A 23102-nucleotide genomic window follows, 5' to 3' on the forward strand; every position below is an offset into this window, starting at 1 on the left:
GAATGTAATTATTCACTGATAACCCCTTAATTTACGGAGGATAAGCCGCGGGGAAAGTCACTGGAAGCGTTTGAAGGGAAGGAGAATTGCGCTGGAGCGGGCATTAAAAAGGGCAACATATGTTGCCCTTAAGAAGATGACTTCGGGGTATTCAGAATCTTGAATTGGTCGCTTCAGCCAGCATCGACAGAAGGGTTTCAGTGTCAGCCCAGCTCAGGCAAGGGTCGGTAATGGATTTGCCGTAAACCAGCGGTTTGCCGGGAACAATAGGTTGCGTGCCTTCTGCCAGGAAACTCTCGGCCATAATACCCGCGACGGCGGTTGAGCCATTGCGGATTTGCTGGCAGATGTCTTCGGCGACGTCCAGCTGGCGGCGATGTTGCTTCTGACAATTTCCATGACTGAAATCGATTACCAGACGTTGCGGCAGGTCAAACTCAGACAAACTCAGGCAGGCCTGTTCAAGATCATCGGCGTGATAATTAGGCTTTTTGCCGCCGCGCATAATCACGTGGCCGTAAGGATTGCCCGCTGTGCGATAAATGGTCATCTGACCGTTCTTATCCGGCGACAGAAACATGTGGCTGGTGCGTGACGAGCGGATGGCATCAATGGCGATACGCGTATTGCCGTCAGTACCATTTTTAAAACCGACCGGGCAAGACAGCGCAGAAGCCATTTCACGGTGGATCTGGCTTTCCGTAGTGCGCGCACCGATTGCGCCCCAGCTGATAAGGTCGGCGATATACTGGCCGATAACCATATCCAGGAACTCAGTGGCCGTTGGAATTCCTAACTGATTGATGGCCAGCAAGACTTTACGCGCCAGTTCAATTCCGTCATTCACGCGGCAGGAACCGTTAAGTTCCGGGTCAGAAATTAAGCCTTTCCAGCCCACGACGGTTCGCGGTTTTTCAAAATAGGTGCGCATCACGATCTCTAAACGATCCTGATATTTTTCGCGTAATACGCTGAGCTGACCAGCGTAATCAATTGCAGCTTCAATATCGTGAATAGAGCAGGGACCAACAATCACCAGAAGGCGTGGGTCTTCGCCGCTGATGATTTTTTCAATACGTTTGCGTGATTCCATTACATGCTGTGCGACCGACGGGGAGATTGGCAATTTGTCTGCCAGTGCCTGAGGCGTAATCAGGCTGTCGATGCGCGTCGTACGCAGTTCATCTGTTTGTGACATGGTGTTCTCGAAAATTTGTTTCTTCGCTGCGGCAGGAATACCGGGAAGTGATGGCGATCACAATAACGCAAAAACAGATGATTTCAATCACTCTCGGCACGTTCTGCCATCCAAATCATTAAATGAATCAGAACATGCGGCGACTCATACCAAAGCTGTCCATAATCTTCGCCGAAATTTCCTCAACGGAATAATTTGTACTGTTGAGATAACGAATTTGATTTTTGCGAAATAATGCTTCGACTTCAGACACTTCCATCCGGCACTGGCGTAATGACGCATAGCGGCTGTTTTCCACCCGTTCCTGACGGATAGCGGTCAGCCTTTCCGGGTCAATCGTCAGCCCGAAAAGCTTGTGCATGTGCGGTTTCAGCGCGGCGGGAAGCTGAATATTATCCATATCATCGGCGGTAAACGGATAGTTTGCCGCGCGGATCCCAAACTGTAATGCAAGGTAAAGGCTGGTGGGTGTTTTACCGCAGCGCGAAACGCCCAGCAAAATAACTTGTGCCTGATCGAGATTACGCAGGGATATACCGTCATCGTGCGCCAGCGTGTAATCGATAGCCGCAATACGGGCATCATATTTGCTGATATTGCTGGCGGTCAGACCGTGCGTACGGTTTGCCACCGGTGTCGGTTCAACGCCAAGCTCATTCTGAAGAGGTGCGACCAGGGACTGAACGATGTCCTGACAGAATCCTTCGCTGCTTTCAATAATCTGACGGATCTTCGGCGCAATAATGGAGTAGAACACCAGCGGACGCGCGCCCGTTTTTTCGAAAATCTCATTGATCTGGCGGCTGACGGCCTGAGCCCGTTCTTCGCTTTCAACAAAGGGCAATGAGTAGGTCGTCGAATTGACCGGGAATTGTGAAAGCACGGCATGGCCTACCACTTCAGCGGTAATCGCCGTGCCATCGGAAATATAAAACACGCATCTGTCCACTCATTGCTCCTAAATTTATATCAGTTCACTTTCCCTTGTCGGGACTCCGTAAGTAATAACCAGAATTTCAGGAAATAAAAAGGATAATTCTTCTTAACCATTACCTTCCTTTAATCCCTGCGAGACAGTGCGCAAAATGGCTGTAATAAATGAAATGGCATTTTAAATTTTCCGCGATATCTCGCAGCTTTATGAATTGCGTCAGCAATACTTCAGCAACTTTGTTATGGTTAATTTACTTGCGAAACTAATACGCACTTCTCACTGATTCATAAGGGATTATGTTGTTGTCGTGTTGCTGAAGAATTTTAGCGTTCTGGAATTTTCCTAAACGAAAATAGTTTAATTTGCTGGATCGATTCACCTGTCTATGTCTTATGGATCATTATGCTAGTCTCGAAATGACAACGTTGCTTATTGGCATCCAATTGCCTCAGGCAACGATTGCACGACCGGTTTTACACTCCTACTGACTTTTACTGTGAATAAATTAAGAAAGGATTGTTTCATGGCTCATCTCGATCCCGATTTACGCAATGTTATCTGGTACAACCAACTGGGTATGAACGACGTTGATAAAGTCGGGGGTAAGAACGCATCCCTCGGGGAAATGATCACTAATCTGTCTGATCTGGGTGTTTCCGTGCCTAACGGTTTTGCCACTACGTCTCAGGCTTTTAATGATTTTCTTGATCAAAGCGGCGTTAACCATCGGATCCACGAATTACTGGACAAAACAGATGTGGATGATATCGGGCAACTGACCCAGGCGGGCACGCAAATCCGCCAGTGGATCATTGATACGCCATTCCAGCCTGAGCTGGAACAGTCCATCCGTGAAGCTTATCAGCAGCTTTCTGAAGGTGAGCCGGATGCGTCCTTTGCTGTGCGTTCCTCTGCCACCGCGGAAGATATGCCCGACGCTTCTTTTGCCGGGCAGCAGGAAACCTTCCTGAACGTTCAGGGGTTTGATGCAGTTCTTATCGCTGTGAAACATGTTTACGCCTCCTTATTTAACGATCGCGCAATCTCTTATCGCGTACATCAGGGCTACGACCACCGCGGCGTTGCGTTGTCTGCGGGTGTTCAGCGCATGGTTCGCTCTGATCTCGCGGCGGCGGGCGTGATGTTCACCATCGATACGGAGTCGGGTTTTGATCAGGTGGTCTTCATCACCTCCGCGTATGGTCTGGGCGAAATGGTGGTGCAGGGCGCGGTGAACCCGGATGAGTTCTACGTGCATAAACCGACGCTGGCCAAAAATAAGCCTGCGATTGTGCGCCGTACCATGGGCTCAAAGAAAATCCGCATGATTTATGCGCCAAGCCAGGAACACGGTAAACAGGTACAAATTGAAGACGTGCCGGCTGAACTGAGCACCCGTTTCTCGCTGACCGATGACGAAGTGCAGGCTCTGGCACGTCAGGCATTATTGATTGAAAAGCACTACGGCCGCCCGATGGATATTGAGTGGGCGAAAGATGGTAATAACGGCAAGTTATATATTGTGCAGGCACGTCCTGAGACCGTACGTTCAAACGGTCAGGTAATGGAACGTTATCAGCTCAATGGCAGCAGCAAAGTTCTGGTTGAAGGCCGGGCCATTGGGCATCGTATCGGTGCCGGGCCGGTGAAAATCATCCATGACATCAGTGAAATGCATCATGTGAAAGCGGGTGACATTCTGGTTACTGACATGACGGACCCTGACTGGGAACCGATCATGAAAAAGGCCTCAGCCATTGTGACTAACCGTGGCGGCCGAACCTGCCATGCGGCAATCATTGCCCGTGAACTGGGGATCCCTGCCGTTGTCGGTTGTGGCGATGCGACTGAAAAACTGAAAGAAAATCAGAAAGTGACGGTGTCCTGTTCTGAGGGCGATACCGGTTATGTCTACCAGGACGAACTGGACTTCACGGTGCAAAGCTCAGAAGTCGATGAGCTGCCCAAGTTGCCGCTGAAAATCATGATGAATATCGGTAATCCGGACCGGGCTTTTGATTTTGCCTGTCTGCCAAATGAAGGCGTCGGGCTCGCGCGTTTAGAATTCATTATCAACCGCATGATCGGCGTCCATCCAAAAGCGCTGCTGGAGTTCGATACTCAGACGCCGGAATTACGGGAACAAATTAAGAAACTGATTCAGGGCTACGACAGTCCGCGTGAATACTATGTTGCCCGTCTGACGGAAGGGATCGCGACACTGGGCGCAGCGTTCTGGCCAAAACGTGTGATTGTGCGTTTATCCGATTTTAAATCGAATGAATACGCCAATCTGGTGGGCGGCGAGAAGTATGAGCCGCACGAAGAGAACCCGATGCTGGGCTTCCGCGGTGCCGGGCGTTACGTTTCAGACAGCTTCCGCGATTGTTTCGCGCTGGAGTGTGAGGCGATGAAACGGGTTCGTAACGATATGGGGCTGACCAACGTTGAAGTTATGATCCCATTTGTCCGAACTGTGGCGCAGGCTGAGGCTGTGGTGAAGGAACTGGCAAATCAGGGGCTGAAGCGCGGAGAGAATGGCCTTAAGGTCATTATGATGTGTGAAATTCCATCGAATGCATTACTTGCCGATCAGTTCCTTGAGCATTTTGATGGTTTCTCAATCGGTTCAAATGACATGACTCAGCTGGCGCTGGGGCTGGATCGTGATTCCGGCGTGGTGTCTGAACTCTTTGATGAGCGCAACGAAGCGGTTAAAGCTTTGCTTTCAATGGCAATCAAAGCAGCTAAGAAACAGGGTAAATATGTTGGAATCTGCGGGCAGGGTCCGTCTGACCATCAGGATTTTGCACAATGGCTGATGGAAGAAGGCATCGACAGTCTGTCGCTGAACCCGGATACCGTGGTGCAGACCTGGCTGGCGCTGGCTGAAAAGTAAATAAATACTTCAGGTTTGAATAAATGAAATAAAGGCTGTTGCTTTCGGGCAATGGCCTTTTTTTTGAAAAATTAAATCAGGTAAATGGAGGTGCCGTAATTAATCTCCAGGGGAGAAAAAAATAAAAAAAAAGCCCGTCATTGGAGACAGGCAAAGACTACACACAGCAATTTGGGGTATACCGGCTCAGGGGAAAGCCTGTATATAAATCAGTGGGTTGAAATCCGAACTGTTAATAATACTAGATTTCTCGAGATATTTAGTCTGTAAGAATCGTCCTAATAGATATTATTCTCATACTAATAGATGAGAAGGATTGTTTTGAAGGTTTCAAAATAGGAAGAAGAAATGAGGAATAAAGAAGAGGGCGTTGCCTTTTAAGATCCAAGACAACGCCGGATGAAATTATTTCGCGGAACAATTACTCATCGAGTGCTTTCAGCGCTTCTTCCGGATCGGCATCCGGTTCTGGCGCTTCGTGAACCCACAGCGAAATCAGGCGATAAGATACCGCCAGAACGACAGGGCCGATAAACAGGCCAATCATCCCGAACGCGAACAGACCGCCAATAACACCGGATAAAATCAGCAGCATAGGCAAATCTGCACCCATACGGATAAGCACCGGGCGTAAAACGTTATCCAGCGAGCCCACGACGCAACTCCAAACCAGCAGAACCGTACCCCAGGTATTATCACCCGACCAGTAAAGCCAGATGATGGCCGGGATAAGCACCAGCAAAGGTCCGATTTGTGCGACGCAACAAACAAACATCACCACGGTTAAAACCGTTGCATACGGGATACCGGCTATTGCCAGGCCGATGCCGCCCAGCACTGACTGAACAATCGCTGTGACCACCACGCCCAGCGCAACGGCGCGAATTGCCTGGCCGGCGAGAATAACCGCAGCATCGCCACGTTCTGCCGCCAGACGCACGGCGAAATGGCGGATGCCCATCGCGACCTGCTCGCCACGACTATAAAGAAGCGCGCTGAACAGCAACATCAGAGAACAGTGGACGATAAAACGGCCCAGATGCCCGGCCTGCGTGACAAACCAGGAAGCGGTTTGCCCGACATAAGGCTGGACTTTGCTCATCAGGGCATTACCGCCGCCGTTAATGAGGGCATGCCAGCCGCTGTAAAGTTTATGGCCGACCAGAGGAATAGAGTTTAGCCAGTGAAAATCCGGCATATGAAGGGTCGACGGATTGGTGGCGATCCCCACCAGCGGCGCGCCATTTTCAATTGCGCTGCTGACCAGCAAGGCAATCGGCAAAACGAACAACAGGATCAGCAACAGCGTCATCACGATGACGGCCAGGAAACGCCGTCCCCACAGAATTCGCTGTAATTTAATCATCAGCGGCCAGGTTGCAATCACCACCATCCCCGCCCAGGCAAAGCCCAGAATAAAAGGCTGAACAATCCAGATACTGGCGATGGTCATCAGTGCTATGAACAATACCCCGAACATAATCTGGGGCAAATCGTAACGTTTAATTGGGAGATTCATTCATGTTTCTCATTTGGATAAACGAAGTAAGGCACGCGCCTTGTGCCTTAAAAACTACAGCTACATTGGGATAGCGATAAATAAGCATGGGACATCAGGCTGCTTTTGGATAGCGCCGCACACAATTAGTTGCAACACGTTGTTGCCAGTCGTGCTTTTTGCGGCGTGTCATGAAACAAATGCAACAAAGGCGAACCAGACGGAGCGCTTAAAAACGAAGTATGTTAGTTTTTATTCTGGGTAAATAACAGGGTGGATCTGCCTCGCAGATCCGGCAGGTCGCCTCGGGCCCGCCAGGCATACAACAAAGACAGAGTCATAATTCAATGATCCCACAGATTTCTCAGGCGCCGGGTGTCATCCAGCTGGTGCTCGATTTTTTGGAAGCGCTTAAAAGTAACGGTTTTACAGGTGATGCCACGACGACTTATGCGGACCGCCTGACGATGGCAACTGATAACAGCGTTTATCAGCTGTTGCCGGATGCTGTCTTATTCCCTATCGCCACGTCTGATGTTGCACTGATTGCGCGTCTTGCCGGGCAGGAGCGTTTTAAAACGCTGGTCTTTACGCCGCGTGGTGGCGGTACCGGTACCAACGGTCAGTCGCTGAACCGCGGAATTGTGGTTGATATGTCCCGTCATATGAACCGCATCCTGGATATCAACGTTGAACAAGGCTGGGTCAAGGTCGAAGCCGGTGTCATTAAAGACCAGCTCAATGATTATCTGCGTCCTTTTGGTTATTTCTTTTCTCCGGAGCTGTCGACCAGCAACCGTGCAACGCTCGGTGGCATGATTAACACCGATGCGTCCGGACAGGGTTCGCTGGTTTACGGTAAGACGTCAGATCACGTTCTCGGGGTTCGTGCGATTGTGCTCGGCGGCGAGATGCTCGATACCGTTGCAGTGCCGGTGGCGCTGGCGGATAAACTCGGTGAAGAAGATTCGGTTATCGGGCGGATTTACCGTACGGTGCTGGACAGTTGCCGCGATAACCGTGCGCTGGTCATTGAAAAATTCCCGAAATTAAACCGCTTCCTGACGGGCTATGACTTACGCCATGTCCTGAGTGATGACCTGCAAACCTTCGATCTGACCCGCATCCTCACGGGCTCTGAAGGGTCGCTGGCCTTTATTACTGAAGCGCGTCTGAATATCACGCCAATTCCCAAAGTGCGGCGTCTGGTGAATATCAAATATGATTCTTTCAACTCCGCGCTGCGTAATGCCCCTTTCATGGTGGAAGCCAAAGCGTTGTCGGTTGAAACCGTTGACTCCAAAGTCCTGAATCTGGCCCGTGAAGATATCGTCTGGCACAGCGTGCGTGATTACATCACCGACGTTGAAGGTAAGGATATGCAGGGACTCAACATTGTTGAGTTTGCGGGCGATGATGCCGACCTCATTGAAGGTCAGGTCAGTGCGCTATGTGAGCGTCTTGACGGGCTGATGAGCGACAAAGAAGGTGGCGTTATTGGCTACCAGATTTGCGCGGATCTGCCTGGGATTGAGCGCATCTATAATATGCGTAAGAAAGCCGTCGGCCTGCTGGGGAATGCGAAAGGGCAGGCTAAGCCGTTGCCGTTTGCAGAAGATACCTGCGTGCCGCCGCAGCATCTGGCCGATTATATCGTTGAATTCCGCGCGTTGCTCGACAGCCATAACCTGAGTTACGGCATGTTTGGGCACGTGGACGCCGGTGTTTTGCACGTTCGCCCTGCGCTGGACATGTGTGACCCACAACAGGAAATGCTGCTGAAGCAGATATCGGATGAAGTCGTTGCCCTCACGGCCAAATACGGTGGTTTGCTGTGGGGAGAACACGGTAAAGGTTTCCGCGCCGAATACAGCCCGGCTTTCTTCGGAGAAGCGCTGTTCCATGAATTACGCCGGATCAAAACGGTTTTTGACCCGGATAACCGTCTTAATCCGGGCAAAATTTGCGCGCCGCTGGAATGCGATGAGCCAATGATGAAGGTCGATGCGCCGAAACGCGGCACCCTTGATCGCCGGATCCCGCTGGAAGTGCGCCAGTCATTCCGCGGCGCTCTGGAGTGTAACGGCAACGGTCTGTGCTTTAACTTTGATGCGAAAAGCCCGATGTGTCCGTCGATGAAAATTACCGGCAGCCGTATCCATTCGCCGAAAGGGCGTGCTGGTCTGGTGCGGGAATGGTTGCGCTTACTGTCAGAACAAGGTGTCGATCCGCTGGCGCTGGAAAATGCACTGCCGGAAAAAGGCCTGAGTTTCCGCAGCCTGATCGACCGTAACCGTAATACCTGGCATGCCAGCAAAGGCGAATATGATTTCTCCCATGAAGTAAAAGAAGCGATGTCGGGTTGTCTGGCCTGTAAGGCGTGTTCGACACAGTGCCCGATCAAAATTGATGTTCCCGGTTTCCGCTCGCGCTTCCTCCAGCTTTATCACACCCGCTATCTGCGCCCGGCGCGTGACCATTTCGTGGCAAGTGTCGAAAGCTATGCACCAATAATGGCGAAAGCGCCAAAGCTGTTTAACTTCTTCCTCAGGCAGCCCTGGGTACGGGAAATGAGCCGCAAAAGTATTGGCATGGTGGATTTGCCTTTGCTGTCTTCCCCGACGTTACGCGAGCAGTTGCTGGGGCACCGCGCCAGTAAAATGACGCTTGAACAGCTGGAAAAAATCCCTCCGGCACAGCGCGGCGAATACGTTCTGGTGGTGCAGGATCCTTTCACCAGTTTCTATGATGCGCAGGTCGTGGCTGATTTTGTACGGTTAATTGAAAAACTGGGTCTCAAACCGGTGCTATTGCCTTTCTCTCCAAACGGAAAAGCGCAGCACATCAAAGGATTCCTGACGCGTTTCGCGAAAACGGCACGCAAGACGTCGGTATTTCTCAACCGTGTGGCGCAGTTAGGTATGCCGCTTGTCGGTGTCGATCCGGCGCTGGTGCTGTGTTATCGCGATGAGTACAAAGAAATCCTTGGCGAATCACGTGGCTCGTTCCAGGTTCAGCTTGTACATGAATGGCTGGATAACTGGTTGGGCGAACGACCGGCACAGCAGCAAAGCGGAGAGTCCTGGTATCTGTTCGGCCATTGCACTGAAAGCACGGCATTACCCAACAGCAGCAAACAGTGGGGGGATATCTTTGCCCGCTATGGCGCGAAGCTGGAAAATGTCAGTGTGGGATGTTGCGGTATGGCGGGAACCTACGGACATGAAAGTAAAAACCTTGAAAATTCGCTGGGGATTTACGAGCTGTCCTGGCATACCTCTTTACAGCGGTTGCCGCGCCAGCGCTGCCTGGCGACTGGTTACTCCTGCCGCAGCCAGGTAAAACGCATTGAAGGCAACGGGGTTCGCCATCCGTTGCAGGCATTACTGGATATCATCCCTTAACCAATAAGGAGGCTCGATGTCATTCTGGAAAAGGAACGCAAACCTTGAAGCACTGAACCAGCGCAGTCAGGGATGTATGGTTGGACATGTGGGGATTGTTTTCACCAGGCTGGGCGAAGATTTTCTTGAAGCGACGATGCCAGTAGATGAGCGAACGACTCAGCCGTTTGGCCTCTTACACGGAGGCGCCTCGGTGGTTCTGGCGGAAACTATGGGATCGATGGCCGGTTATCTGTGCACTGAAGGTCATCAGACGGTCGTTGGGGTTGAAATAAATGCCAGTCACATGAAGTCCGCGAGGGAAGGGGTTGTGCGCGGGGTTTGCCGTGCTCTGCGAACCGGGAAACGGAGCCAGGTCTGGCAGATTGAGATTTTCGATGAGCAGGGTGGTCTGTGTTGTGTTTCCAGACTGACCACAATGGTCATTGATCATTAAATTCAGGCCATCAGATTAGCGCGTTTTTTCAACGTAATATCCCTAAGCTGAATGCAAAAGGCGGAGTCACAGTTAATGTGTCCGCCTTTTTATTTGCCTGAGATCTTTCTCTGGCACGTTGAAAACTGACTAAAGTTGGAAGGGAACGCGCTTGGCAAAATCAGTTTGAAATGCCGTTGCTTTTTCCCAGATGCCCATCATGGCATAATACTGACAAATGAGTTTTAGCGTGTGTCTGGCAAAGTGATAGCTCTGTACACGGAAAAGTTCACAACGCACAACGCTGTTGATTTCAAGGATCAGCCGGTTGTGAAGCTTGCACAAAGCATGCAGATAACTGTGGTCGTCCCCGTTTTGCAGGCAAAGATTGGCCATATCAAGGCAAATGCTGTTAAAGCGTTTGAGCTGGCAAAGATGCGCGTCCGGGCGTCGTAAGGCGGCATCCGCCATATAGAAATCCACGGTGGCATCGCGGACACTCGATTTGTAGTCGTCTATCTTGCCCTGCAACCACGCATTTACCGATTGAGCCATTCTCAGTATTCCGGGTTATCTGAATGATAATCATTATCAAAGAATAAGTATCATATTGGCAAAAAATCGCCGGATCAACGTTTTCATCCGGTTTTTTTGATTTTGTTGCGCCAGAGCAGGTAAGCAAAAAGAGCTTTAATTATTTTGATTGTGGCGAATTCATAAATAGGCATTTCCGATGAATGTTTTATAATAGACACAATGAAAGCTATTAAGCCACACAAAATATAAGGTTAATTTTAATTTTTAACAAAAAATTGACAACTTATTCAATCAGTTGATGGTTGCGGTGTTCAAGACCCGCCAGCAGCCAGATGTAAACCCGATGCACATTGAGCGACTTTCCTCATGCGCAATCGCTATACCCTCTTAAAACAAGAGGTTGAAGTGATAAATCTTATCACTAGAATAGAGACAATAGGTCTTCTCTATGACCGTAAAAATATGAGGTAAGACAGATGCAAACTGAAACTGTCGGCTCTTTCTCTTTAGACGACAACGTATGGCAAGGTGTGATGCTGACTGATTCTGCAGCCAAACAGGTGAAGAACCTGATGGAGCAGGATCCAGAAGTCAAAGGTCTCCAGCTTTCGGTAAAACAATCGGGCTGCGCCGGCTTTGGCTACGTTCTGGATTTAACCAAACAACCGGCCAGCGATGACCTGGTGTTTGAACATGACGGCGCTTTGCTGTTTGTTCCGCTGAAGGCGATGCCTTTCATTGACGGAACCGAGGTAGATTTTGTCCGCGAAGGGCTGAATCAGATATTTAAATTCAATAATCCAAAAGCTCAGCATGCCTGCGGGTGTGGTGAAAGTTTCGGCCTGTAAGTCAGCCGGGCAAACAGTCTTTAAGATTATTGTAAACAAAGCGATGTAACCAACATGTCACGAAGCAACGTAGAAATTCCAGATGATGTGCAGTCTTGGGTCGGCGAGGAGACGAACTATAAGGAAGGGTTCTTCACCCAGCTGGCAACCGATGAATTAGCATCAGGCATCAACGAAGATGTCGTGCGTGCCATTTCCGCAAAGCGCAATGAGCCGGAGTGGATGCTGGAGTTCCGTCTGCAGGCTTATCATGCCTGGTTGAAAATGGAAGAACCTCACTGGTTGAAAGCGTATTACACGCCTCTCGACTATCAGGATTACAGCTATTACTCCGCACCTTCATGCGGCAGCTGTGATGATACCTGTGGTTCTCAGCCTGGTGCCACGCAGCAACCTCCTGAAAATTCTCACAGCATTCCTGCGCTTGACGGTAAAAATTACCTGACCAGCGAAGTGGAGAAAGCGTTTGAACAGCTGGGTGTTCCTGTGCGTGAAGGGAAAGAAGTGGCGGTTGATGCCATTTTCGACTCCGTTTCCGTTTCTACCACGTACCGTGAAAAGCTGGCTGAATCAGGCGTTATCTTCTGCTCATTCGGCGAAGCCATTCACGAATACCCGGACCTGGTGCGTAAATACCTCGGTACCGTTGTGCCTGCGCAGGATAACTTCTTTGCAGCGCTGAATGCGGCGGTCGCGTCCGACGGTACTTTCGTGTATGTCCCTAAAGGCGTCCGTTGCCCGATGGAACTGTCTACGTATTTCCGGATTAACGCAGCGAAAACCGGTCAGTTCGAACGTACAATCCTGATTGCAGACGAAGGCAGTTACGTCAGCTATATCGAAGGCTGTTCCGCACCGGTTCGTGATACCTATCAGCTTCACGCGGCCGTGGTTGAAGTCATTCTGCATAAAGATGCGGAAGTGAAATATTCCACCGTGCAGAACTGGTTCTCCGGCAGTAAAGATAGCAGCGGCGGGATCCTGAACTTCGTGACCAAACGTGCATTGTGCGAAGGCGCGGGCTCGAAAATGTCCTGGACGCAGTCTGAAACCGGCTCAGCGATTACCTGGAAATACCCGAGCGTTATCCTGAAGGGCGATAACTCAATCGGTGAATTCTTCTCAGTTGCACTGACCAGCGGGAAACAGCAGGCAGATACCGGCACCAAGATGATCCACATTGGTAAAAACACCAAATCGACCATCATCTCCAAAGGTATTTCCGCAGGTCACAGCCAGAACAGCTATCGCGGGCTGGTGAAGATCCTGCCAAGTGCTGAAAATGCCCGTAACTTTACCCAGTGTGACTCCATGCTGATTGGTGCGGACAGCGCTGCGCATACTTTCCCGTATGTGGAAGTGCGTAACAACACAGCTCAGCTGGAGCATGAAGCCACGACCTCAAAAATCGGCGATGACCAGCTGTTCTACTGTCTGCAACGTGGTATCAGCGAAGATGACGCGATTTCCATGATTGTTAACGGTTTCTGTAAAGATGTCTTTTCCGAGCTGCCGCTGGAGTTTGCTGTCGAAGCGCAGAAACTGCTGGCGATCAGCCTTGAACACAGCGTCGGTTAATCTTCCGAACGCTTTTCCTCCCGCCGCCGCGTGGTGTGACGCCGGCGCCGGGCAGGTTTGAGTTCAGCACAGTCAAAGCATAAACAGAATTATGAGCGCGCAGGCGCAAACTCAAGGATACGTATGTTAAGCATTAAGAATTTGAAGGTCCGTGTCGAAGAAAAGGAAATTCTGAAAGGACTTGATCTCGAGATCAAGCCGGGTGAAGTACACGCCATCATGGGTCCGAACGGCTCAGGTAAAAGTACACTCTCCGCGACACTGGCTGGCCGTGAAGATTACGAAGTGACCGAAGGCTCCGTAATGTTCAACGGTAAAGATTTGCTGGAGCTTGCCCCGGAAGATCGTGCCGGAGAAGGCGTGTTTATGGCCTTTCAGTATCCGGTAGAAATTCCTGGCGTGACCAACCATTTCTTCCTGCAAACTGCCGTAAACGCTGTACGTAAGTACCGCGAACAGGCTCCGATGGATCGCTTTGATTTCGCCGATTTTATCGAAGAAAAGATTGCCATGCTGAAAATGCCTGCGGATTTGCTGACCCGTTCAGTCAACGTAGGTTTCTCCGGCGGTGAGAAAAAGCGTAACGACATTCTGCAAATGGCGGCCCTTGAGCCAAGCTTGTGCATTCTGGATGAAACCGACTCCGGTCTGGACATCGATGCGCTGAAAATCGTCTCTAACGGTGTTAATGCACTGCGTGACGGCAAACGCTCATTTGTAATTGTGACCCACTATCAGCGTATCCTCGACTATATCAAGCCTGACTACGTGCATGTTCTGTATCAGGGCCGCATTGTTAAATCCGGCGATTTCACCTTGGTTAAACAGTTAGAGGAGCAGGGCTATGGCTGGCTTACCGACGAAGAGTAATGCGCCTGCGGCGGGCAGTTCCCACGCCATGCAGCAGCTTTACCGTCTTTTTGAAAGCCGTGGTGGTGAACAATCTGCTCACGCGCACGCACACTGGCAACAAGTGCTTCGCCTTGGTTTTCCACACGCAAAACTGGAAGACTGGAAATACACGCCAGTTTCTTCACTGCTGGGCAATCAGTTCTTCGCCCCGCAGCAGCAGGCGCTGACAGTTGAGAATGTTAAATCACTGGCTTTGCCGCTTGATTGCTATCGTCTGGTTTTCGTAGATGGCCGTTTTGATGCGAGCCTGAGTGATGAAAACACCGGCGCATTTGAAATTGAAAAACTGAACGCGGCTGCGCAGCAAACGCTGCCTGACCCGATTCAGTCTGAAGTCTTTTTGCACCTGACAGAAAGTCTGGCGCAGGATTCTTTTGCTGTGCGTTTGGCTGCCGGTAAACAGGCTGATAAGCCGTTGTATTTACTGCATCTGAGCAGCGGTCGTGATCAGTCACGCGAAATGAACACGGTTCACCACCGTTATCATGTCGAGATTGAAAACGGTGCCAGCGCAGAAGTCATTGAACATTACCTAAGCCTTAACGATCACGGTCATTTCACCGGTGCACGTATGACGGTAAAAGTGGGCGATAATGCCGGTTTCACGCATTATAAACTGGCCTTCGAAAGCCAGGCCAGCTTCCACTTTTCGCACAACGATCTGGTAATCGGGCGTGATTCCCGTGTTTCCAGCCACAGTTTCCTGCTCGGTGCGGGCCTGACCCGTAATAACACCAGTGCGCAACTGAACGGTGAAAACAGCGATCTGAACATCAACAGTCTGGTATTGCCTGTTGATTCTGAAATTGCTGATACCCGTACTTACCTGGAACACAACAAAGGTTATTGCAATAGTAATCAGTTGCATAAAGTGATCGTGAACGATCGTGCAAAAGCGATTTTCAACGGCATGATCAAGGTGGCGCAGCACGCTCTGAAAACCGACGGCAAAATGACCAACAACAACCTGTTGCTGGGCAAGCACACTGAAGTTGATACCAAACCTCAGCTTGAAATATATGCCGATGACGTGAAATGTAGCCATGGTGCCACTGTGGGTCGTATCGACGACGAACAGCTTTTCTATCTGCGTACCCGTGGGATCAGCGGCCAGGATGCTCAGCAAATGATCATCTTTGCGTTTGCTGCTGAACTGACGGAAGCCATTGAGAATGAAACCCTGCGTGAAGTCGTGATTGCCCGAATTGCAGGCCGACTCAATCGAGGTGCGTAATGAGTTTTCCACTGGAAAGAGTACGTAGCGATTTCCCTGTGCTGAGCCGTGAAGTTAACGGCCAGCCGCTGGCTTATCTGGACAGTGCGGCCAGCGCACAGAAACCGCGTCAGGTTATTGACCGTGAGATGTCTTTCTTCGAACAGGGTTATGCTGCGGTTCACCGCGGCATTCATACGATGAGTGCGGAAGCGACTGAGCAGATGGAAAACGTCCGCACGCAGGCCGCAAAATTCATGAATGCTGCGTCGGCAGAAGAGATTGTTTTCGTAAAAGGTTCGACGGAAGCCATTAATCTGGTCGCAAATACCTGGGGACGCGAGTTTTTGCAGCCCGGCGACCACATTATTCTGACCGAAATGGAGCACCACGCTAACATCGTTCCCTGGCAGATGCTGGCGAAAGAGCGCGACCTGCATATCGACGTCTGGCACCTGACAGCGGAAGGCGAACTGGATTTATCACAGTTTGAAAAGCTGATTACGCCACGCACTAAACTGCTGACGCTGGCACATGTTTCCAATGTGCTGGGCACCGTTAACCCGATTGAGAAAATCATTCCTCAGGCGAAAGCTGCCGGTCTGACCGTTCTGGTCGATGGCGCACAGGCAGTCATGCACCATGCGGTGGACGTTCAGGCGCTGGGCTGTGATTTCTATGTCTGGTCCGGGCACAAGCTTTACGGGCCAACGGGCATTGGCATTCTTTATGGTCGTAAGGAATTGCTCGATCAGATGCCTCCATGGGAAGGTGGCGGCTCAATGATTAAGCACGTCAGTCTGACCGAAGGAACCACCTTTGCAGCGGCACCGTGGCGCTTTGAAGCGGGCACGCCAAACACCGGCGGTATCATGGGGTTGGGCGCAGCGATGGACTATGTCACCGACCTGGGGCTGGAGAATATCCACGCTTATGAGCAGGAGCTGATGAGCTATGCGCTTGAAGCGATGGCGCAGGTGCCTGACATCCAGATCTACGGCCCGGCAACGCGCGCTGGCGTGATTGCGTTTAATCTCGGTAAACACCATGCCTACGACGTGGGCAGTTTCCTCGACCAATACGGTATTGCAATCCGCACCGGTCATCACTGCGCGATGCCATTAATGTCCTTCTACGGTGTTCCGGCTATGTGCCGCGCCTCACTGGCGATGTACAATACCCGTGAAGAAGTCGACCGGTTGGTCGCAGGATTGCAACGTATTCACCGGCTGTTGGGTTAATCCTGACTGCCCTGAGCAGGACGTCGTTATGGCTTTGCCAGATAAAAATAAGTTAGTCAGAAATTTTGCCCGATGCCCGAATTGGGAAGAAAAGTATCTGTATGTGATTGAACTGGGCGGCCAGCTGGCTGCTATGCCTGAAGAACATCGTCAGGACAAAAATCTGATTGCGGGCTGCCAGAGCCAGGTTTGGATCGTGATGCGCATGGATGAAACGGGCGCGCTGACCTTTGAAGGTGACAGTGATGCCGCTATCGTGAAAGGTCTGGTGGCTATCGTATTCAGCCTGTATCAGGGCTTAACACCGCGTGATGTTGTGGAACTGGATGTGCGTCCGTTCTTCTCTGAGCTTGAGCTCAGCCAGCATCTGACGCCTTCCCGCTCTCAGGGGCTGGAAGCCATGATTCGTTCCATCCGTGCAAAAGCGGCTGAGCTGGCCTAAGCCGGTTCCTGCGCGACACCTTTGCTCATTAGGAATTGTCTGCTAATGAGCAAAGTCATTTCTTCACTTCTCCCTGTCTGAACTCATTTACTCCTGATTTTTCAACCCACTATCTTCTGTGTATTCCCCTGCATTTGCGTAAGGTAACTTTCTGATTTTCTGTGGTTTGATTGCCACCCGATTCTGCGCTGCTAGTATTATCAGACGAGATAATTGTCTTGCTTCAGATGGTCTGAATGCGAGCCGAAAAAGGACTGAGTATGAGACGCGCATTACCCCTTCTGGCAATGTTGGTTGGCACATTTCTGACAACACATTCCATGACCGCAGGTGCAGCAGAATACCCTTTGCCGCCGGACAACAGCCGCCTGATTGGCGAAAACACGACGTATGTCGTGCCCAATGACGGTAAACCTTTAGAAGACGTGGCGGCTAAATACCAAATCGGGCTGATTGCGATGCTGGAAGCGAACCCGGGTACAGACCCGTATTTGCCGAAAGCGGGAACTGTGCTGACCATTCCTTCGCAAATGCTCCTGCCGGATACCAAGCGTGAAGGGATCGTCGTGAACCTCGCAGAACTGCGTCTTTACTACTATCCGAAGGGTGAAGATAAAGTCATTGTTTATCCGATTGGTATTGGCCAGTTAGGCCGTAACACCCCTGAAATGGTGACGTCAGTAAGCCAGAAGATACCGAATCCGACCTGGACGCCAACGGCCAACATCCGCAAAGCCTACCTGAAAGACGGCATCACGTTGCCGGGTATGGTTCCTGCGGGGCCAGATAACCCGATGGGGCTGTTTGCAATGCGTCTTTCTGCCGGTACCGGGCAGTATCTGATCCACGGGACGAATGCTAATTTCGGTATCGGCATGCGCGTCAGTTCCGGTTGTATCCGCTTGCGTCCGGATGATATCGAAGCGCTGTTTAATTCCGTGCCAAAAGGCACCCGCGTCCAGATAGTCAATCAGCCCATCAAGTTTGACGTTGAGCCGGATGGCAAACGTTACATCGAAGTACATCAGCCGTTGTCGCATACCGAGAAGGACGATCCGCAAACTAAACCTATTCTTCTGACGGCTGCGATGAAAAAATTCATCAAAAGCGATGATACCAATGCAGAGATTGTAAAAGAGGCTATCAGGCGCCGTTCAGGGATGCCTGTTGTGGTCAGTGTGGGTGATAAAGCGACGGATATGCCCCCGGCAGCGAATGCGCCGCAAACTGTGTCTGCGGATACACCCGCAGTTACGACGGCAAGTACGCAGTAACGTTATACAGAAACGTTTAAGAAGCGATTTTCCCAAAAGGAGCCAATATGGCTCCTTTATTGTTTCCGAAGCTCAGGAGGAGGCGTACAAGGCGTAAAATGGGAAAGAGAACAGGAGGGGATATTCAGGAAACGGAAAAGGAAGAGTAGGGAACATGCCGGAATGACAGGCAAAAAAAATGGCGCACTGAGTGCGCCATTGAACTAGAGAAGTAAATATTACTTCTTGTAAGCGTGAGCTTGGTTGTCCAGACGTTGGTTAGCGCGAGCTGCATCGTCTTTAGCTGCTTGAACGTCAGAACGGATTGCGTTCACGTCGTTGCTCAGTTGGTCAACTTTAGAGTTCAGAGTAGAAACGTCTGAAGACAGTTGATCGATTTTAGCGTTGCTTGAACAACCAGCCAGCATAGTTGAAGCCAGGATTACAGCGCCCAGTACCAGTTTAGTGCGATTCATTATAAAACCCTCTAGATTAAGTTAATCTCCATGTAGCGTTACAAGTATTACACAAACTATTTTCTAATGAGAATAATTTTTTGCCGGTAAACGCTATATTTTGATCGTTCGCTCAAAGAAGCATCTTTTTTTACGAAAAAGTTAAAAATTGCAGCGAAAACAGCCTTATTCCATGGGACTTATCCCAATTTTGCTGCTACTGCTTTTAGCACTTTTTAAGTAAGAAGAGCCTTTTTGAAGAAATAGACGCTGCATTATGCAACGTCTATTAATGCCTTGGGTCACGTTTCTAATTAAACAACATGCACCGAAGAAGTATTGGTTGTGCCGCTTTGTACCAGCGCGCCAGAAACCATCACAACGATATCGCCTTTCTGAGCCAGACCACTTTCGATCGCAGCTTCTTTACCGATACGGTAGAAATCATCAGTAGAGGCAATTTCTTTTACCAGCTGAGTGACAACACCTTTGGTGAGGATCAACTGACGGGCAGTGATTTCATTAGTGGTCAGAGCCAGGATAGTGGCGTGCGGGAAGTATTTACGCACAGCTTTAGCAGATTTACCACCGCTGGTTGCAACAACGATCAACGGAGCATCCAGTTTTTCTGCGGTTTCTACAGCGCCACGGCAAACAGCTTCGGTGATACGCAGCTTACGGTTTTCATTCTGGCCATCGATACGGCTCTGCATCACACGGTCAGTACGGTCGCAAATGGTAGCCATGATGGTTACAGCTTCCAGCGGGTATTTACCTTTCGCACTTTCACCAGACAGCATAACGGCATCGGTACCGTCGATGATGGCGTTAGCGACGTCGCCGGCTTCTGCGCGGGTAGGGCGTGGGTTTTTGATCATGGAATCGAGCATCTGCGTTGCGGTGATGACCACTTTGCGTGCGCGGTTACATTTTTCAATCATCATCTTCTGCGCGAAGATAACTTCTTCAACAGGGATTTCAACGCCGAGGTCACCACGAGCAACCATGATGCCGTCTGAAGCTTCGAGGATTTCGTCGAAGTTGTTCAGGCCTTCCTGGTTTTCGATTTTGGAGATGATCTGGATGTGTTCGCCACCGTGTGCTTTCAGGTGTTCACGGATTTCCAGAACGTCAGAACGTTTACGGATGAAGGAAGCGGCGACGAAATCAACGCCTTGCTCACAACCGAAGATCAGGTCACGTTTGTCTTTTTCAGCCAGCGCTGGCAGTGCGATAGAAACGCCCGGCAGGTTAACGCCTTTGTTTTCGCCCAGGTCGCCGTTGTTCAGCACTTTACAGGTCACTTCAGTTTCAGTGACGTTAGTGACTTCCATGCCGATCAGACCATCGTCGACCAGAATGGTGTTACCAATTTTCAGGTCAGCAGCGAAACCCTGATAGGTCACAGCAACACGTTCGGTGTTACCAATAACGCTCTGATCGGTAGTGAAGGTATAAGTCTGACCCGCAACCAGGGAAGCGTCTTTGCCGCCTTCCAGTTTCATGGTACGGATTTCTGGACCTTTGGTGTCCAGCAGGATTGCTGCTTTATGACCGGTTTTAGCCATAACATTGCGGATATTCTGGATGCGCTGACCGTGCTCTTCGTAATCACCGTGAGAGAAGTTCAGACGCATAACGTTCATGCCTGCATCAAGCAGTTTGGTCAGCATTTCTTCGGATTCGGTTTTCGGCCCGATGGTACAAACAATTTTGGTCTTTTTCATGACGATTTTATCTACAAGTTGTGATGGATTGGAAAAGTGTTTGCCTGACAGCATGGCTGCCCGCGCGGAATTGAGGTGTTGCCTGGTTGAATCAAATCATTACTAAGCGTAGAAGACTGTGAAAGGAATGGTGTATTAAGTTCAGCCAAAGCATAGCGATTTGTGCGATTTATCATCGCTACTGGAGTGGTCACGCTTTTATAAGTGCGATATCGACAGATCAAGGGGCTGAAACCATTCAATCGAAGAGACGATGCGTATTATAGGGGGGAACGGGGCGGGAAACCAAATAAAAAACGTGATGCTGCGCAAGCTTAGGGCAGATGACAGAGCTTTGTTGCGCAATTATCCAAAGCGGGCAGAGCAAAAACCCGAAGGCATAACAGTTTCGTCACGGTACCTTCGAAAATGCCACATTTGAGAAATAATCTTAAAAAAATACAAACGGATGACGGCGGAGCGATTTAAAACTCAGAAGTATGGTGAACGGATAATTCAAATCAGATTTATTCAGAAAGTGGAGTGTTCAGGGAAAGTTTAAGACAGCAGGAGGAGAGAGAACGTTGCTTTGGTGCGTCCGAGTGGACTCGAACCACCGACCCCCACCATGTCAAGGTGGTGCTCTAACCAACTGAGCTACGGACGCACAATGTGCAACGGTAAAGCTTTGAAGAAGAATGGTGCGTCCGAGTGGACTCGAACCACCGACCCCCACCATGTCAAGGTGGTGCTCTAACCAACTGAGCTACGGACGCATCGTTTTCTTCGGTGTCAGCCAGTGTCGGCGACGGGGACGAATATTAGCGACCTCTCTGAATGCTGGCAAGGGAAAAAAGACATTTTACTGTCATATTGTGAGTGATTGCCGAGCGAATGCGCATTGCGTTGTTTTTTTAGGCATAACGGCCGGTCAGATGACGAAATTTTCCGCGCGCTGCATCACATTTGCCGCGCGCGGAATTTCAAACCATGCAATCCCAAATCAGATCAGCGGCCTGCTTTTTGTAAAATAGTAAATGAGGGTTGTTTTTGTAACCAGCGCATACGAAACGTCATCATGACCGCCGCAAAAGTCAGACCCAGAATGAAGCCGCACCAGAATCCGCTTGGCCCCATTTGCGGCACCAGCAGATCAGTCAGCCCGAGCACATAGCCCACCGGCAATCCCAGCACCCAATACGCGACAAACGTAATATAGAAGATCGAACGCGTATCTTTATATCCGCGCAGTACGCCGCTGCCGATCACCTGAATTGCATCTGAAATCTGGAACAGTGCGGCAAATATCAGCAGGTGAGACGCAAGCGTCACCACTTCGACATTGTCATTATAAAGTGACGCGATATGTTCACGGAAAATGATGGCGGCCATGCTTGTACAACAGGCCATCATAATGCCGGTCAGAATACTGGTGTAAGCCGCCACTTTGGCGCCTTCTACCGAAGATTCACCGAGCCGCGAGCCAACGCGGATCGTCGCAGCAACGCCCAGCGAAAGGGGGATCACAAACATCAGTGAGCCGACATTAAGTGCGATCTGATGGCTGGCGACGGCCACGATACCTAGCGGTGAAACCAGCAGCGCGACAATCGCAAACAGCGTCACTTCAAAGAACAGCGCCAGCGCAATTGGCATCCCGAGCTGAATCAGACGGCGCAGCGTCGGCCAGTCAGGTTTTGCAAAGCGGGAAGGGGCAACGATATCGCGCATCGTATAATTGCGGCGCACGTAAAATCGCATCATGAAGAACATGACCCAGTAAACCGTGCCGGTTGCCACACCACAACCCACGCCGCCGAGGGCCGGCGCGCCAAATTTCCCGTAGATGAAAATGTAGTTAACGGGAATATTCACCAGCAGCCCTATAAACCCGAAGACCATACCGGGTTTTGTTTTTGACAAGCCTTCGCACTGATCGCGCAATACCTGAAAGAATAAATAGCCCGGCGCACCCCACATGATGGCGTGCAAATATCCGACAGCTTTTTCTCTCAGTTCAGGATCGATGTTGTGCATCAGGCCGATGAGATGATCACATTGGGACAAGACGACGATGATCAGCACGGAAACGCCGGAAGCCAGCCAGAATCCCTGCTGGATCTGATGGCCGATTTTTTCGCGGCGACCGGCGCCGTTCAGATGAGCAACCGTGGGCGTCAGTGAAAGTAATAAACCATGGCCGAATAGAATCGCGGGCAGCCAGATGGAGGTGCCGACGGCAACTGCAGCCATATCGGTGGCACTGACTGAACCGGCCATAATGGTATCGACAACGCCCATGGCGGTCTGAGCGACCTGCGCAAGGATGACCGGGATCGCAAGCGCCAACAATACCCGCGCCTCTGCAAGGTACTTCTGCACTGATACACCTTTTTTGTTGATTATATTGAATAAAAAACGCCACGCGTGACGGCATTTAAGAGCGGAAAATAGCCAGAAGATTGTACATCTTCAATATTTTTAAGCAAACAATGCTGTTAATGACCGGTTAAATAATGAAATCCGTCAATACCAGACTATTTTTGTCCGCAGAGATTTGGCTTTCATT

At 50.4% G+C, this 23102-nt stretch carries 17 protein-coding genes, 2 tRNA genes and 1 other RNA gene; 10 read left to right on the forward strand and 10 right to left on the reverse strand.

What is annotated here, in order from left to right:
- Nucleotides 1–151: 151 nt before the first annotated feature.
- On the reverse strand, nt 152–1198 hold the full coding sequence (locus J1782_RS17705) for a 3-deoxy-7-phosphoheptulonate synthase (RefSeq protein ID WP_152325710.1): 1047 nt from the start codon (nt 1196–1198) through the stop codon (nt 152–154).
- 127 nt (nt 1199–1325) lie between these two features.
- Nucleotides 1326–2147: a pyruvate, water dikinase regulatory protein gene (locus tag J1782_RS17710; protein ID WP_101077080.1), complete on the reverse strand. Its 822-nt coding sequence runs from the start codon at nt 2145–2147 to the stop codon at nt 1326–1328.
- 508 nt (nt 2148–2655) lie between these two features.
- Here J1782_RS17710 and ppsA point away from each other — a divergent pair.
- Nucleotides 2656–5031: a phosphoenolpyruvate synthase gene (gene ppsA / locus J1782_RS17715; protein ID WP_217153627.1), complete on the forward strand. Its 2376-nt coding sequence runs from the start codon at nt 2656–2658 to the stop codon at nt 5029–5031.
- A 122-nt stretch (nt 5032–5153) separates the two neighbouring features.
- Here the strand turns inward: ppsA and rprA are convergent.
- Nucleotides 5154–5264: antisense sRNA RprA (rprA, locus tag J1782_RS17720), an RNA gene on the reverse strand.
- Nucleotides 5265–5452: 188 nt separating this feature from the next.
- Nucleotides 5453–6550: an AI-2E family transporter YdiK gene (ydiK, locus tag J1782_RS17725; RefSeq protein ID WP_152325712.1), complete on the reverse strand. Its 1098-nt coding sequence runs from the start codon at nt 6548–6550 to the stop codon at nt 5453–5455.
- A gap of 326 nt (nt 6551–6876) precedes the next feature.
- Here ydiK and J1782_RS17730 point away from each other — a divergent pair, with 326 nt between their 5' ends.
- On the forward strand, nt 6877–9933 hold the full coding sequence (locus J1782_RS17730; RefSeq protein WP_217153628.1) for an FAD-binding and (Fe-S)-binding domain-containing protein: 3057 nt from the start codon (nt 6877–6879) through the stop codon (nt 9931–9933).
- Nucleotides 9934–9949: 16 nt separating this feature from the next.
- Nucleotides 9950–10369 carry a hotdog fold thioesterase gene (locus J1782_RS17735; protein ID WP_165056894.1) on the forward strand — a complete coding sequence of 140 codons (420 nt, stop codon included), beginning with the start codon at nt 9950–9952 and terminating at the stop codon, nt 10367–10369.
- A 129-nt stretch (nt 10370–10498) separates the two neighbouring features.
- Here the strand turns inward: J1782_RS17735 and J1782_RS17740 are convergent, their stop codons facing one another.
- Nucleotides 10499–10903, reverse strand: a complete 405-nt coding sequence (locus J1782_RS17740; protein WP_152325715.1) for a hypothetical protein — start codon at nt 10901–10903, stop codon at nt 10499–10501.
- Between the two features lie 458 nt (nt 10904–11361).
- Here J1782_RS17740 and sufA point away from each other — a divergent pair, with 458 nt between their 5' ends.
- The 7 genes from sufA (at nt 11362) to J1782_RS17775 (ending at nt 18393) form a co-directional block, all read left to right on the forward strand.
- A complete protein-coding gene (gene sufA / locus J1782_RS17745) occupies nt 11362–11733 on the forward strand; it encodes a Fe-S cluster assembly scaffold SufA (protein WP_217153629.1) in 372 nt (123 codons plus the stop codon).
- 54 nt (nt 11734–11787) lie between these two features.
- The gene (gene sufB, locus J1782_RS17750; RefSeq protein WP_152325716.1) at nt 11788–13311 is read left to right on the forward strand and encodes a Fe-S cluster assembly protein SufB; all 1524 of its coding nucleotides are present in this window, start codon (nt 11788–11790) and stop codon (nt 13309–13311) included.
- Between the two features lie 123 nt (nt 13312–13434).
- Complete coding sequence (gene sufC / locus J1782_RS17755; protein WP_165056895.1) at nt 13435–14181, forward strand: Fe-S cluster assembly ATPase SufC; 747 nt, start codon at nt 13435–13437, stop codon at nt 14179–14181.
- Complete coding sequence (gene sufD, locus J1782_RS17760; protein ID WP_152325718.1) at nt 14156–15457, forward strand: Fe-S cluster assembly protein SufD; 1302 nt, start codon at nt 14156–14158, stop codon at nt 15455–15457. Before sufC ends, sufD begins: the two co-directional genes overlap by 26 nt.
- Complete coding sequence (sufS, locus tag J1782_RS17765; RefSeq protein WP_165056898.1) at nt 15457–16677, forward strand: cysteine desulfurase SufS; 1221 nt, start codon at nt 15457–15459, stop codon at nt 16675–16677. Before sufD ends, sufS begins: the two co-directional genes overlap by 1 nt.
- Before the next feature lie 28 nt (nt 16678–16705).
- The gene (gene sufE / locus J1782_RS17770; protein ID WP_217153630.1) at nt 16706–17119 is read left to right on the forward strand and encodes a cysteine desulfuration protein SufE; all 414 of its coding nucleotides are present in this window, start codon (nt 16706–16708) and stop codon (nt 17117–17119) included.
- Between the two features lie 260 nt (nt 17120–17379).
- Nucleotides 17380–18393 carry a L,D-transpeptidase family protein gene (locus J1782_RS17775; protein ID WP_152325721.1) on the forward strand — a complete coding sequence of 338 codons (1014 nt, stop codon included), beginning with the start codon at nt 17380–17382 and terminating at the stop codon, nt 18391–18393.
- A gap of 218 nt (nt 18394–18611) precedes the next feature.
- Here the strand turns inward: J1782_RS17775 and J1782_RS17780 are convergent, their stop codons facing one another.
- The 5 genes from J1782_RS17780 to J1782_RS17800 all read right to left on the reverse strand — a co-directional run bounded on the left by J1782_RS17780 (nt 18612) and on the right by J1782_RS17800 (nt 22915).
- Nucleotides 18612–18848, reverse strand: coding sequence for a major outer membrane lipoprotein (locus J1782_RS17780; RefSeq protein WP_013576093.1), 237 nt, complete (start codon nt 18846–18848; stop codon nt 18612–18614).
- Nucleotides 18849–19141: 293 nt separating this feature from the next.
- Nucleotides 19142–20554 (reverse strand): pyruvate kinase PykF, encoded by a 1413-nt coding sequence (gene pykF / locus J1782_RS17785; RefSeq protein WP_015697801.1) that lies wholly within the window; start codon nt 20552–20554, stop codon nt 19142–19144.
- Between the two features lie 569 nt (nt 20555–21123).
- A tRNA-Val gene (locus J1782_RS17790) sits at nt 21124–21200 on the reverse strand.
- 32 nt (nt 21201–21232) lie between these two features.
- Nucleotides 21233–21309: transfer RNA gene (locus tag J1782_RS17795), tRNA-Val, on the reverse strand.
- Between the two features lie 232 nt (nt 21310–21541).
- Nucleotides 21542–22915 (reverse strand): MATE family efflux transporter, encoded by a 1374-nt coding sequence (locus J1782_RS17800; RefSeq protein WP_208951306.1) that lies wholly within the window; start codon nt 22913–22915, stop codon nt 21542–21544.
- Nucleotides 22916–23102: the final 187 nt, after the last annotated feature.

The organism is Rahnella sp. BCC 1045 (assembly GCF_019049615.1).
In the GTDB taxonomy this organism is placed as follows: Bacteria; Pseudomonadota; Gammaproteobacteria; order Enterobacterales; family Enterobacteriaceae; genus Rahnella; species Rahnella contaminans.